At 69.3% G+C, this 13,502-nt stretch carries 12 protein-coding genes; 7 read left to right on the forward strand and 5 right to left on the reverse strand.

Annotated elements, in window-relative coordinates:
- Positions 1–46: 46 nt before the first annotated feature.
- Together ACSFBE_RS07880 and ACSFBE_RS07885 are read left to right on the forward strand one after the other, a co-directional pair.
- The gene (locus ACSFBE_RS07880; RefSeq protein WP_435489824.1) at positions 47–1,000 is read left to right on the forward strand and encodes an ABC transporter permease; all 954 of its coding nucleotides are present in this window, start codon (positions 47–49) and stop codon (positions 998–1,000) included.
- Between the two features lie 49 nt (positions 1,001–1,049).
- Complete coding sequence (locus ACSFBE_RS07885) at positions 1,050–2,537, forward strand: M81 family metallopeptidase (RefSeq protein ID WP_435489825.1); 1,488 nt, start codon at positions 1,050–1,052, stop codon at positions 2,535–2,537.
- 13 nt (positions 2,538–2,550) lie between these two features.
- Here the strand turns inward: ACSFBE_RS07885 and ACSFBE_RS07890 are convergent, their stop codons facing one another.
- Positions 2,551–3,660 carry a C45 family autoproteolytic acyltransferase/hydrolase gene (locus tag ACSFBE_RS07890; protein ID WP_435489826.1) on the reverse strand — a complete coding sequence of 370 codons (1,110 nt, stop codon included), beginning with the start codon at positions 3,658–3,660 and terminating at the stop codon, positions 2,551–2,553.
- A 155-nt stretch (positions 3,661–3,815) separates the two neighbouring features.
- On the opposite strand from ACSFBE_RS07890, the gene ACSFBE_RS07895 reads away from it, so the two are divergent.
- Genes ACSFBE_RS07895 through ACSFBE_RS07905 form a run of 3 tightly spaced genes read left to right on the forward strand, consistent with a single transcriptional unit; the run spans position 3,816 to position 7,956 of the window.
- The gene (locus tag ACSFBE_RS07895) at positions 3,816–5,408 is read left to right on the forward strand and encodes an ABC transporter substrate-binding protein (protein ID WP_435489827.1); all 1,593 of its coding nucleotides are present in this window, start codon (positions 3,816–3,818) and stop codon (positions 5,406–5,408) included.
- Between the two features lie 3 nt (positions 5,409–5,411).
- The gene (locus ACSFBE_RS07900; protein WP_435489828.1) at positions 5,412–6,290 is read left to right on the forward strand and encodes an ABC transporter permease; all 879 of its coding nucleotides are present in this window, start codon (positions 5,412–5,414) and stop codon (positions 6,288–6,290) included.
- 34 nt (positions 6,291–6,324) lie between these two features.
- Positions 6,325–7,956 carry a dipeptide ABC transporter ATP-binding protein gene (locus ACSFBE_RS07905; protein ID WP_435489829.1) on the forward strand — a complete coding sequence of 544 codons (1,632 nt, stop codon included), beginning with the start codon at positions 6,325–6,327 and terminating at the stop codon, positions 7,954–7,956.
- A 30-nt stretch (positions 7,957–7,986) separates the two neighbouring features.
- Here the strand turns inward: ACSFBE_RS07905 and ACSFBE_RS07910 are convergent, their stop codons facing one another.
- Genes ACSFBE_RS07910 through ACSFBE_RS07925 form a run of 4 tightly spaced genes read right to left on the reverse strand, consistent with a single transcriptional unit; the run spans position 7,987 to position 12,079 of the window.
- On the reverse strand, positions 7,987–9,027 hold the full coding sequence (locus tag ACSFBE_RS07910; protein WP_435489830.1) for a VWA domain-containing protein: 1,041 nt from the start codon (positions 9,025–9,027) through the stop codon (positions 7,987–7,989).
- A 25-nt stretch (positions 9,028–9,052) separates the two neighbouring features.
- Positions 9,053–10,048, reverse strand: coding sequence for a DUF58 domain-containing protein (locus ACSFBE_RS07915; protein WP_435489831.1), 996 nt, complete (start codon positions 10,046–10,048; stop codon positions 9,053–9,055).
- Positions 10,029–11,042 (reverse strand): AAA family ATPase, encoded by a 1,014-nt coding sequence (locus ACSFBE_RS07920; RefSeq protein WP_435489832.1) that lies wholly within the window; start codon positions 11,040–11,042, stop codon positions 10,029–10,031. Before ACSFBE_RS07920 ends, ACSFBE_RS07915 begins: the two co-directional genes overlap by 20 nt.
- A 53-nt stretch (positions 11,043–11,095) precedes the next feature.
- Positions 11,096–12,079, reverse strand: coding sequence for a S1C family serine protease (locus tag ACSFBE_RS07925; RefSeq protein ID WP_435489833.1), 984 nt, complete (start codon positions 12,077–12,079; stop codon positions 11,096–11,098).
- A gap of 84 nt (positions 12,080–12,163) precedes the next feature.
- On the opposite strand from ACSFBE_RS07925, the gene ACSFBE_RS07930 reads away from it, so the two are divergent.
- Positions 12,164–13,024, forward strand: a complete 861-nt coding sequence (locus ACSFBE_RS07930) for a TatD family hydrolase (RefSeq protein WP_435489834.1) — start codon at positions 12,164–12,166, stop codon at positions 13,022–13,024.
- Positions 13,025–13,149: 125 nt separating this feature from the next.
- A complete protein-coding gene (locus ACSFBE_RS07935) occupies positions 13,150–13,500 on the forward strand; it encodes a hypothetical protein (RefSeq protein ID WP_435489835.1) in 351 nt (116 codons plus the stop codon).
- Positions 13,501–13,502 lie beyond the last annotated feature (2 nt).

Here is a 13,502-nt window from a genome sequence, read left to right on the forward strand (position 1 = left end):
TGCCTTTTCAGGTGCGCAAACCTGAGGCCGCCGGCGCACTTCATCCATGCTCAGATTCCTTTTCCAACGCCTTCTGGCCGTCATCCCGGTGCTGCTGGTCGTGACGGTCATCGTGTTCCTCATCCTGCGGCTGACACCCGGCGACCCCGCGGCGGTGATCGCCGGCAACAACGCCACCAACGACGACATCGCCCGCATCCGCGAGCAGCTCGGGCTCAGCAAGCCGCTGCTGACGCAGTTCGGGATCTGGTTTTCCAACGCGCTGCGCGGCGACCTGGGCTATTCGTTCTACGTCGGCAAGCCGGTGGTCGAACTGGTGCTCCAGCGCATGGAGCCCACGCTGTCGCTGGCGGCCGGCACGCTGCTGCTGTCGGTGCTGATCGCAGTGCCGCTGGGCACGCTGGCGGCATGGCGCATGGGCGGCTGGCTCGACCGCGCGCTGTCGGGGGTGTCGGTGGCCGGCTTTTCCGTCCCGGCCTTTGTCGTGGGCTACGTGCTGATCTACCTGTTCGCCATCAAGCTCGGCTGGCTGCCGGTGCAGGGCTATCGCCGGCTCTTCGGCCCGTCGAGCCAGGGCCTCGGCGCCTGGGCCGCCCAGCTGGTGCTGCCGTGGCTCACGCTGGCCACGGTGTACGTCGCGCTCATCGCGCGCGTCACCCGCGCCAGCGTCTCGGAAGCGCTGACCGAGGACTACATCCGCACCGCGCGTGCCAAAGGCATTCGGGAATCGGCCGTGCTGCTGCGCCATGCGCTGGCGAATGCCGCGGTGCCCATCGTCACCGTGATCGGCATCGGCGTGGCGCTGCTGATCAGCGGTGTGGTGGTCACCGAAACGGTGTTCTCGATCCCCGGGCTGGGCTCGCTCACGGTCGACGCGGTGCTCAACCGCGACTTCCCGGTGATCCAGGGCGTGGTGCTGCTGTTCAGCGTACTCTACGTGCTGATCAATCTGCTGGTCGATGTGAGCTACCTGTTCCTCGACCCGCGAATCCGCTACTGACCTGCACCCTCCGCGCGGCCCCAGCTCGCGCGTGCACCAAGGACGCCCATTGAAGATCCTCGTCGCCGGCTACCAGCACGAAACCAACACCTTCGCACCGACGCGCGCCGATTGGGCCGCCTTCAACCGCGGCGACTCGTTCCCTGCCTTCGTGCACGGCCAGCCGATGCTCGACCGGCTGAGCGGCATCAACCTGCCGATCGGCGGGTTCATCGACGCGGCGCGCACCCACGGCTGGCAACTGCTCCCAAGCAGCTGGGCCGGCGCGATCCCCTCGGCCCACGTGACCGAAGATGCCTTCGAGCGTATCAGCGCATCGATCCTGGCCGATGTGCACCAGGGCGGCTTCGACGCGGTGTACCTCGACCTGCATGGCGCGGCGGTGGCCGAGCACGTCGACGACACCGAGGGCGAACTGATCGCGCGCATCCGTCGCGTGGTCGGTACCGACGTGCCGATCGTCGCCAGCCTCGATCTGCATGCCAACGTCACGCTGCGGATGCTGGCCGAGGCGGATGCGCTGGTTTCCTACCGAAGCTATCCGCACGTCGACATGGCGGCCACCGGCGAGCTGGCGGCCCAGCTGCTGGCGCGGCGCTTCAGGCTCGGGCGCCGCGAGCCGATGCACCACCGGCGGCTGCCCTTCCTGATTCCGCTCAATGCCCAAAGCACCTGGATGGCGCCGGCCCGCGGCCTCTACGACGAACTGGTCGAGATGGACCGCGACTTCGGCACCGTGCTGAGCTTCTGCATGGCCTTCCCCGCCGCCGACTTCGACGAATGCGCACCCATGGTCTGGGGCTACGGCGAGCACGCCGAGCCCGCGGTGCAAAGGCTCTACGCGCGCGTCGCCGAGCCGACCCAATGGCGGCCCGACTACCTCGACGCGGCCGCGGCGGTGCGCAAGGCCATGGCGCTGGCGGAGACTGCCAGCGCGCCCGTGGTGCTGGCCGACACCCAGGACAACCCCGGCGCGGGCGGCGACAGCAACACCACCGGTCTGCTGCATGCGTTGCTGCAGCAGGGCGCGGGCCGGGCCTTCCCGGGCCAGGTGGCGCTGGGCCTGATGGCCGACCCGCGCGCGGCCGAACGCGCCGCCGCGGCCGGCGTGGGCGCGACGCTGACACTCGCGCTCGGCACCGCGGTGCCTACCTTCACCGGCCAGCCCAGCGACCCGCCGGTGCAGGGCGAGTTCAAGGTGCGCGCCATCAGCGACGGCATCGTCACCCTGAAGGGTCCGATGATGACCGGCGTCACGGTGCACCTGGGCGCCTGCGCCTGCCTCGAGATCGACGGCATCCTGGTCGCGGTGACGAGCGGCAAGAAGCAACTGCTCGACCGCGAGCTGTTGCGCATGGTCGGCATCGTGCCCGAGGCGATGAAGATCCTGGTGGTCAAGAGCTCCAACCACTTCCGCGCCGACTTCACGCCCATTGCCAGCGAGATCATCGTCGCCAAGGCCGCCGGCCCGATGGCCGCCGACCCGGCCGACCTGCCGTGGAAGCGGCTTTCGCCGGCGACGCGGACGCGCCCCTGAGGCCGCGCGGCGCTCAAACCAGGTCAGCGCAGGTCACCTCGCTGAAGTCGACGCGGCTCGGCACGCCGGGCGCGATCCACATTCGGCGTGCCTGCGGGTCGATGATGATGCCGGCCACGCTTTCCATCCGGCTGTCCGCCGGCACCTGCGGATCGGGCGAGCGGCAGATGCTGAGGTAGCCGTCCGACTCGTCGCGCAGAAAGCACTGCAGCTCGGGCAGGCCGAGGCGGGGACGCGCCGCATCGCGCTGTGCATGGTGCGCCGCCGTGGCCAGGCGCGGCGCACTCGAGGTGACGGCGCCCAGCGGCGCCTGGTGCGGCAGCAGCGCCTCGCACAGGAAGTGGTTGGTGTGCACCACGGTGCCATCGACCGGCTTCAGCTCGGCCCAGCCCGCGGGCGCGACTTCGAAGCAGGCCACCTCGCCGGCCGCATCGGCACACGGGATGTTCGACGCCGAGCCGAAGCCCAGCGGCAGCAGCGCCTGCAGGCGCTCGCGCACCGCGGCCAGCGAGCCGCACGACAGCAGGTGCCGCAGCAGCGCATGCACCGGTACGCCGGGCTGCTGCCCGTCCTCGCGCGAGCGCACGATGTTCAGGCCCAGCGCGAAGCCGGCGTCGTTGAGGCCGATCTTGGCCAGCATGCCGGCCTCGGTCAGCGTGGTGATGCGCCGGCCGCGGGCGTCGATCGTCTTCAGGATCACCAGCGCCTCGCGCTGCGACCCGAGCCAGTCCCAGTTCTGCGAGAACCAGGCGTGCCCGGTGGCGCTGGCTTCAGGCGCGACGCACATCGCGGTGCACTCCGACACCTCCTGCCCGGCCGGGTCGAGGTAGTTGGACGGCAGGATCTCGGTGCGGCAGTTCAGCGCCAGGATGGCGGCGAAGGGCTGGCCGCTGCCTTCGGCGATGCCGCGCAGTTCGTCGACGAGCTGCGCGTCGAGCGCCTCGATCACCGGCAGGTAGCGTGCCGCCCGGCGCTCGGCGTCGTCCCAGCCGATGCCGCAGGCGGCGAACAGCCGGGTGTAGGTCGCGATGCTGCGCGCCACCTGCGTGGCGGCGGTGCGGCCGTAGGCGCGGCCACGCGCATGGGCGTCGGGATGCTGAGACACGTCGAGGACAGGGAACATGGCGATGGGCTCGGGGAGAGGGTGAAGAGGCCCCGGGGCTGGATGCAAGTTGCCTGCCCGGCGCCCGCGATGGCCGCGTTGCCGTCCGCGGGCGCGCTTGTTGCTAGACCGTTCGGCCCGATCCATCCCCCCGATCCACCGCTGGAGCCTTCCCGATGATGCCGAGATCCCGTTCACTGCTGTCCACCCTCGTACCCGCAGCGGCCCTTGCGGCGGCGATGCTGCTGGTGCCCGCGGCGCAGGCCCAGGTGAAGACGCTGCGCGTCGTGCCGCAGTCCAACATCACGATCCTCGATCCGATCTGGACCACGGCCTACGTCACGCGCAACCACGGCTACATGATCTACGACACGCTCTTCGGCACCGACGAGGAAGGCAAGATCAAGCCGCAGATGGTGGACAAGTGGAGCGTGTCCAAAGATGCGCTGACCTGGACCTTCACGCTGCGCGACGGGCTGGAGTTTCACGACGGCAAGCCGGTCACCAGCGCCGACGTGGTGGCCTCGCTCAAGCGCTGGGCCAGCCGCGACACCTTCGGCAGCGTGATGGCCCGGAGCGTGTCGGCCTATGAAGCGCCGGATGCGAAGACCTTCGTCCTCAAGCTCAGCCAGCCCTTCGGCGTGATGCTCGAGGCGCTCGGCAAGCCGTCGTCGAACACGCCCTTCATCATGCCGGCACGCGTGGCGGCCACGCCGGGCAGCGAGCAGGTCAAGGAGCAGGTCGGCTCCGGTCCCTACAAGTTCGTCGCCGAGGAATACAAACCCGGCGAGCGCGTGGTCTACGCCAAGAACGAGAAATACAAGCCGCGCGCCGAACCGCCGAGCGGTACCGCGGGCGGCAAGAACGTCTACGTCGATCGGGTCGAGTGGGTCATCATCCGCGACCCGCAGACCCAGATGAATGCCCTGGTGGCGGGCGAGGTCGACATCGTCGAGCAGCCCACCTTCGAGCAGTACGCGACGCTGAAGGCCACGCCCGGCGTCCAGCTGGTCGATGCCCAGCCGGCCGGGCTGCAGTTCATCTTCCGCTTCAACCATCTGCATGCGCCCTTCGACGACGTGAAGATCCGCGCGGCGGCGATGGTCGCGATGGGCCAGGAATCCTTCCTCAAGACCCAGGTCGGCGCGCCGGGGATGTTCAAGTTCTGCAAGAGCATGTTCCCCTGCGGCACGCCCTTCGCGAGCGAGAACACCGGCATCTACACCGGCACCGCCGACCCGAAGAAGGCGGCGCAGATGCTCAAGGACGCGGGCTACAAGGGGCAGCCGGTGCTGCTGATGCGCCCGACCGACCTGACCAGCATCGCCAAGCTGCCGCTGGTGGCCAAGCAGCAGCTGGAGGCCGCCGGCTTCAAGGTCGACATGCAGCAGATGGACTGGGCCACGCTGGTGGCCCGGCGTGCCAAGAAGGACGCGCCGGACAAGGGCGGCTGGAATGCCTTCATGACCTCGTGGACCGCCGGCGACATTCTCAACCCGCTGACGATGGCGATGATGAACGCCACCGGCGACAAGGGTTGGTTCGGCTGGCAGGACGACAAGACCATCGAGGAGCTCAAGGTCAAGTTCGCCCAGGCCGGCACCGATGCCGAGAAGAAGAAGTTCGCCGAGCAACTGCAGTTGCGTGCCTTCGAGACGGTGAGCCACGTGCCGCTGGGCCAGTACAACAACCCGGCGGCGCTGCGCTCGAACATCAGCGGCCTGGTGCCGGGCGGTGCACAGGTCTACTGGAACATCAAGAAGAACTGACCGGTGGCAGCCCTCTGGCGGCGCCTCTGGCGCAATGGCGCGTTCCGCTTCGGCGCGGTGGTGCTGGGCCTGTTGCTCGCGGCGGCCCTGGCGGCGCCGCTGCTCGGCACGGTCGATCCGTCGGCGATGGATTCCGCCCACATCAACACCGCGGCCGGCGAGCACGGCGAGTTCGCACTGCTCGACGGCAGCTCGGTGCCCCACACCTTCTGGATGGGTTCCGACAACTTCGGCCGCGATGTCTACAGCCGGGTGCTCTACGGCACCCGCACCTCGTTGCTGGTGGCGGGCTTCACCGCGAGTGTCGCCATCGCCATCGGCGCGCTCCTGGGCATGATGGCGGGCTACTTCCGCGTCGTCGACGCGGTGCTGATGCGCGCGATGGACGGGCTGATGGCAGTGCCGTCGATCCTGCTGGCGATCGCGCTGGTGGCAGCGCTCGGCGCGACGCTGTGGACGGTGGTGGTCGCGATCGCGGTCCCCGAGATTCCGCGCGTGACCCGCCTGGTGCGCTCGCTGGTGCTGAGCCTGCGCGAGGAACCTTTCGTCGAGGCAGCGCGTGCGCTCGCCACGCCGACGTCGGTGATCCTGGCGCGCCATATCCTGCCCAACGCGCTGGCGCCGCTGATCGTGCAGGGCACCTTCATCGCCGCGTCGGCGGTGCTCACCGAAGCGATCCTGAGCTTCCTGGGCCTCGGTCTGCCGGCCGATGTGCCGACCTGGGGCAACATCATGGCCGAAGGCCGGGTGCAGTTCACCCAGTACCCCGGCAACGTGCTGTTCCCGGCCCTGTTCCTGGTGCCGATGGTGCTGGCCATCAACCTGCTCGGCGACGGTCTGCGCGACGTGCTCGATCCGAAATTCGCGAAGAGGTCCGCATGAACGCCGTCCAGCATTGGAACCTGAGAGGCGGCGCATGCCGATGAGCCCGCCACCGGTTCTCGTCATCGACCGGCTGCATGTCGCGTTGCCGCCGGGCGCCGACCGTGCGCATGCGGTGCAGGGCGTGAGTCTTCGCATCGAGCCCGGCCAGACGGTCTGCGTGGTCGGCGAGTCGGGCTCCGGCAAATCGGTCATGGCCACGGCGGTGATGGGCCTGCTGCCGAAGGAACTGAAAGTCTCCGAAGGCAGCATCCGGCTGCAGGGCGAGTCGCTGCTCGACGCTTCGGCGCTGCGCCTGCGCCAGCTGCGCGGCAAGGCGATGGGCATGGTGTTCCAGGAGCCGATGACGGCGCTCAACCCGGTCATGACCTGCGGCGAGCAGATCGACGAACTGCTGAAGGAGCACACCGACTGGAGTGGATCGCGCCGCGAGCAGGAAGTGCTGCGGATCCTGGCGCGCGTGAAGCTGCCCGAGCCCGCACGCATGGTGCGCAGCTATCCGCACCAGCTCTCGGGCGGGCAGCGCCAGCGCATCGTGATCGCGATGGCGGTGGTGCTCCAGCCGGCCCTGCTGATCTGCGACGAGCCCACCACCGCGCTCGACGTGACCACGCAGAAGGAGATCCTCAAGCTCATCCGCGAACTGCAAGCCGACGCCGCCGCGGGCGGGGCCGGCGGCCTGCAGAGCGGGGTGCTGTTCATCACCCACGACATGGGCGTGGTGGCGGAGATCGCCGACGAGGTGCTGGTCATGCACCAGGGCGTGGGCGTGGAATACGGCCCGGCCGACGCCGTGCTGCGCCGCCCGCAGGCCGACTACACGCGCATGCTGCTCGGCGCCGTTCCCAGCATGACGCCACCGCCCGCGCGGCCCACACCGACGGGCCCCGACCTGTTGATGGCGGCCGCGGTCGGCAAGACCTACACCAGCCACGACTGGCTGGGCCGCAAGCGCCGAACAGACGCATTGAAGGCCGCTTCGTTGCGGGTCCGTGCCGGCGAAACCGTCGGCATCGTCGGCGAATCGGGCTCGGGCAAATCGACGCTGGCGCGTTGCCTGATCCGGCTGATCGAACCCAGCGAGGGCAACATCGTCTGGGGCGACAACGATGTGGCCCGGCTGCGCGAAGCCGACCTGCGCCGGCTGCGCTCGCAGGTGCAGGTGGTGTTCCAGGACCCGAACCGCTCGCTCAACCCGCGCCTGAAGGTCGGCGATTCGATCGTCGAAGGCGCGATGAATTTCGGCGCCAGCCGGGCCAATGCGGTGGCGCTCGCGGCCGATCTGATGGACAAGGTGCGCCTGCCGCGCGAAGGGCTGGAGCGCTACCCGAGCCAGTTCTCGGGCGGCCAGCGCCAGCGCATCGCGATTGCGCGCGCCCTGGCCTGCAGGCCGCGCGTGCTGGTGGCCGACGAGGCAGTCAGTGCGCTCGACGTGAGCGTGCAGGCGCAGATCCTGACGCTGCTGCGCGAGGTGCGCGACGAACTCGGGCTGGGGCTGCTGTTCATCACCCACGACCTGCGGGTGGCGGCCCAGCTGTGCGATCGCGTGATCGTGATGCACCAGGGCGAGATCATCGAGGAGGGCCTGACGGCGCAGCTCTATGCGCAGCCGCAGCAGGACTACACGCGCCGGCTGCTGGCGGCCGCGCCGGCCGGCATCGCCTGAAGCGGTGATGCACGCTCGTGGCGCGGCGCTTCAAAGAATGCGGTTGAACCAGAACAGCGACAGCCCGGCCGACAGCAGCGCCAGCGCCGCGGCCGCCAGTGCGAACAGCGCCGAGACTTCGGTTTCCTTCTTCTCGACCGTCAGCCGCGAGCTCAGCGTGTCGTAGACCTTCTTCAGGTCGGCCGCGGTGCCGGCGTAGAAGTACTCGCCGGAGGTCTTGTTGGCCACGGCCTTCAGCGTCTCTTCGTCGAGGCGCACCCGCATCGACCAGCCCTCGAAGCCGATGGTCTCGCCGTCGACCGTGCCGATGCCCACGGTGTACACCCGCACGCCGCGGTCGGCCGCCACCTTGGCCGCGTCCAGCGGATCGACGCCGGTGGTGCGCTGGCCGTCAGTCAGCATGATGATGGCGGCCGACGTGTAGGAGCCCGGCGCCACCGGCGTGAATTCGGGCGCCGGCGCCTTGCCGGCCTGCTCGATCGGCACGCCGCGCTGGCGGCTCTGCGGGCCGAAGTTGGAGATGTCGATGCCGGCCTGCGGGAACAGCGTGGCGAGCGACACCACGATGGCGTTGCCGGTGGCGGTGGCGCGCTGCAGCTGGAAGGCGTCGATGGCGGTGACCAGGTCGTCGCGGTTGACGGTGGGCAGCTGCGCCACCTGCGCGCTGCCGGCGAAGGCGACGATGCCGACCTTCACCGTGCGTGGCAGGTCCTTGATGAAGGCCTTGGCGGCCTCCTGCGCCGCGACCAGGCGGTTGGGCAGCACGTCGGTGGCCCGCATGCTGCCGGAGACGTCCATCGCGAGGATGATGGTCTGCTGGTTCGACGGCAACGTCACCACGGCCACCGGCCGCGCGGCGGCCACCAGCATCGCGGCCATGGCCAGCAGGAACAGCAGCGGCGGGATGTGGCGCCGCACGCTCTGCCCGGCGCCCATGGCTTCCCGCACGATCGACAGGCTGGCATAGCGCAGCGCCAGCTTCTTCTTGCGCCGCATCAGCCAGGCGTACAACAGCACCAGGAGCGGCACCGCGGCCAGCAGCCAGAGGAATTGAGGCCATAGGAAATTCATGGGGCGCTCCGGGGTTTCGCAGAAGTCATGCCGCCACCACCTTCATCGCGCCGCTGCCGGCGCGCACCCGGCGCTTGCGCAGATCGGCGAAGCGCAGGATGGCAGCGGCCAGGTCGTCGTCGGTCGACAGCTCGAGCGCGTCGACGCCGGCCTTGGCCAGCGCTTCGCGCAGCGTGTTCTCGCGTTCCGCCGCGATGCGGGCGAAGCGTTTACGAAAGCCCGGGTCGTGCGTGTCGACCCAGAGCTGTTCGCCGGTCTCGGCATCGCGCAGCGGCACCAGGCCGAGGTCGGGCAGCTGGCGTTCGAGCGGATCGAACAGCCGCACCGCGATCACCTCGTGCCGCTGGGTGAGCTGGGCCAGCGGCTTCTCCCAGCCGGGCTCGCTCAGGAAGTCGGAGACCACGAAGACGGTGGAGCGGCGCGGCATCAGCACCGTGGCCGACTTCAGCAGGTCGGCCAGGCGCGTCATGCCCTGAGCGGCCTTGCCTTCGGCGCCGCGCTTGTCCATCGCGTGCAGCAGGCGCAGCACATGCGAGCGCCCGCTGCGTGGCGGGATGACGGCCTCGAGCGCGTTGCCGTAGACCAGCGCGCCCACCCGGTTGCCATGGCGCGTGAGCAGCCGCGCCAGCACGCCGACGAAGCCCTGGGAAATCTCGCGCTTGGCCCTCACGCCGGAGCCGAAGTCGACCGAACGGCTGAGGTCGAGCACGAACCAGGCGGCCATCTCGCGGTCTTCGGTGAAGACGCGCACATGCGGCGTCTGCAGCCGGGCGGTGACGTTCCAGTCGATATGTCGAACGTCGTCGTGGTGCTGGTATTCGCGCAGGTCGGCCAGGTCGAGCCCGGTGCCGCGCATCAGCGTGCGGTAGTCGCCCTGCAGCAGGCCGTCGAGCCGGCGGATCACCGTCCACTCGAGGCGGCGCAGCACGCGCTCGGCAGCCCCCGCGGCGGTCTCGGCGACTGCTGCGACCTGCGCGTCGTTGGCAGCGCGCGAGCGCTTGCTAGGCCACCAGCTTTTCATGTTCGAGCGGCTTCGGCGGTGCGGGGATGGCGCGCATGATCTTCTCGATCAGCCCGTCGGCCGTCAGGCCTTCGGACAGGCCTTCGTACGACAGCGTGACGCGGTGGCGCAGCACGTCGGGCACCAGCGCCGTCATGTCCTCAGGCAGCGCGTAGCTGCGGCCGCGCAGCAGGGCCAGTGCCCGGGCGCCTTCGGTCAGGTTGATGGAAGCGCGCGGGCTGGCGCCGAAGGTGATGAAGCGGCGCATGTCCTTCAGGCCGTGCTTCTCGGGCGTGCGCGTGGCCGACACCAGCTTCACCGCGTACTGGATGAGGGAAGGGTCGACGTAAACGCGGCGCGTCTCGGCCTGCAGCGCGGCGAGCTGCTCGGTGGTGGCCACCATCGACGGCTGCACCGGCGCACCGATCACGCGCTGGACGATCACGAACTCTTCCTCGTCCGTCGGGTAGTCGACCAGCACCTTCATCATGAAGCGGTCGACCTGCGCCTCGGGCAGCGGATAGGTGCCCTCGGTCTCGATCGGGTTCTGCGTCGCCATTACCAGGAAGGGGCGCGGCACCTTGTGCGTCTCGCCGGCGATGGTCACCTGGCGCTCCTGCATCACCTCGAGCAATGCGCTCTGCACCTTGGCCGGTGCGCGGTTGATTTCGTCGGCCAGCAGCAGATTGGCGAACACCGGGCCGAGCGCGGTGGAAAAGTCGCCGGTCTTCTGGTTGTAGATGCGCGTGCCCACCAGGTCGGCCGGCACCAGGTCGGGCGTGAACTGGATGCGCTTGAACTGGCCACTCACGGTGTCGGCCAGCGTCTTGATGGTGAGCGTCTTCGCCAGGCCCGGCACGCCTTCGACCAGCAGATGGCCGCCGGCCAGCATGGCGACCATCACGCGTTCGAGGAAGCGGTCCTGGCCGACCACCACGCGCTTCACCTCGTAGAGGATCTGCTCCATCAGTTCGGCGGTGGCGGGCGTGTTCGAGGGAGGTGTCTCGGGGCTCATGCGCGGGCTTTCTCGAAGGAGTGTGGAAGGGCCGTCGGACGGAGGACGGAGGGTCAGAAGGGCGGCGAGCCCAGGGCCGAGGCGGCGTTCTCGATCGGCACCGCGAAGCCGATGCCGATGAAGGTGCGCTGCTGCGTCGGATTGAGGATGGCGGTGACGATGCCGAGCACCTCGCCGTCCATGTTGATCAGCGGCCCGCCCGAATTGCCCGGGTTGGCGGCGGCGTCGAACTGGATCAGGTTGCCGAGCTCCTGCTTGCCCTCCGGCGAGCGGAACGAGCGCTTCAGGCCCGACACCACGCCGGCCGACACGGAAGGGCCGATGCCGAAGGGGAAGCCGACAGCGGCGACCTGGTCGCCCGACTGCAGGTCGCCGGTGGAGGTCATGGTGGCGGCGATCAGGTCGTCCGGAATCTTCTTCGCCTGCAGCACGGCGAGGTCGTTCTCCGGCTGTACGCCGGTGATGGTGGCGATCGACTCCAGCCCGTCGGAGAAGGTCACCTTGATGGTCTCGGCGCCGGCAACCACATGCAGGTTGGTCAGGATCACGCCCTTGTCGACGATCACCACGCCGGTGCCCACGCCGCGTTCGACCTCGGTGCCCGGCGGCGGGTCGGCTTCCGGCGCCTTGCCGCGCGCCATGTTGCGGCCGCGCTTTTCGGTCTTGGCCTCGGGGGTGGCGCGCTCGGTGCCGTAGCCGACCACGCGCACGACGGAGGGCCGCACGATGGCCGCGGCGCGTGCCGCCGGCGAGGGCAGGGTGTTGGTCTGGAGCGTGCGCAGCACCGCCGCGTCGATGTCCTTCTGGGTCAGCGTGTGGCCTCCCTGGCGCGACCAGAGCGCCGCGCCGCCTGCGCTGAGGGCGAGCACCAGGACCAGCAGGCCGGCGAAGGACTTGCGACCGGGCTCCCAGCGCCCCTTGGCCGCCGCCACAGGCGCCGGTGGCGCACCCGCGTCGGCGGGCGCAGGGTCCTCGCGGGGCGCGTCGGCGTCTTGCGACCCTTGCGGCGAGCGGCTGTAGAAAGCAGTCCTGCGCATCGACATCTCCGGCGAAGAGTGACGTGAAGAAATCACGGTAGCACGCTTTGTGCCGCCTTGCATACGTTCGGGCATCATCGTGCGATGGCGTCCTTCATCGATACACACTGTCACCTGGATGCACCTGAATTCGGCGACGAAGCGGCCGCCGTGCGCCAGCGCGCCAGCGCCGCGGGGGTGGCGCTGTGCGTCATTCCCGCGGTCGCCGTCTTCAATTTCGACACCGTCCGCACGCTGGCGCATCGGCAGGGCGATGCCTATGCCCTCGGCGTCCATCCGCTGTGCACCGGCGATGCGCAGGAGGCCGACCTGCAGACGCTCGATGCCGCGCTGGCTGCCCGGCGCGACGACCCGCGCCTGGTGGCCGTCGGCGAGATCGGGCTCGACTACTTCGTGCCCGGGCTCGACGGACCGAAGCAGGAGCATTTCTTTCACGCGCAATTGCAGCTGGCTCGGGCATACGACTTGCCGGTGGTGATCCATGTGCGCCGCTCGGTCGACAAGGTGCTCAAGCACCTGCGGCAGGTCGGCGCGGGGCGCCCGTGGCGGGGCATCGCTCATGCATTCAACGGCAGCGAGCAGCAGGCCAAGGCGTGCCTGGACCTCGGGCTGAAGCTGGGCTTCGGCGGCACGCTGACCTTCGAGCGTGCGCTGCAGGTGCGGCGCCTGGCAACCGTGCTGCCGCTGGACGCGATCGTGATGGAAACCGACGCGCCGGACATCCAGCCGCACTGGCTCTACCGCACGCGCGAGGCCCGCGAAGCCGGCGTGGCGCAGGGACGCAACGAGCCGGCCGAACTGCCGCGCATCGCGCAAGTCCTGGCCGAGCTGCGCGGCATCACGCACGACGAACTCGCGCAGGCGAGCACGCGCAACGCGTTGGACGCATTGCCTCGCCTGTCTTCGTTGTTGATACCGTCAGGCGGTGGTCAGGTGCACGTGTAGGTCGACAGCCCGTTGCGGAAAAAATTACTTCGCGATCGGGCACGGGTTGTCATCCGCACTTTCGCGTCGCCCGTTGTTCTCTCGGTGCGGCATAACCGTAACTACAACGCAACAAGGAGCTTTCCATGACCTCGTCCCTCTTCCGTTCCATCCCTGCTGTCCTGGCACTGGGCCTCGCCTCCATCGGCTTCTCCGCGGCTGCGCAAACGCCGGCTCCGGCACCTGCCGTGGCACCTGCTGCCGCACCCGCACCCACCGTGACCGAGAAGGTCGGGCAAGGCACCAAGAAGGCCTACCACGCCACGAAGCGCACCGCCAAGAAGGCCGGTCATGCCACGGCCAACGGTGCTCGCAAGGCAGGCGGCGCGGTTGCGAACGTCGGCCACAAGACGGCTGATGGCATGCGCAGCGCCGGCCACAAGATCGGTGAGAAGATCCCCGGCACCGCCGAGAATGCAGCCGCCAAGAAGCCCTGATC

The organism is Variovorax sucrosi (assembly GCF_051216635.1).
Lineage (GTDB): Bacteria > Pseudomonadota > Gammaproteobacteria > Burkholderiales > Burkholderiaceae_C > Variovorax.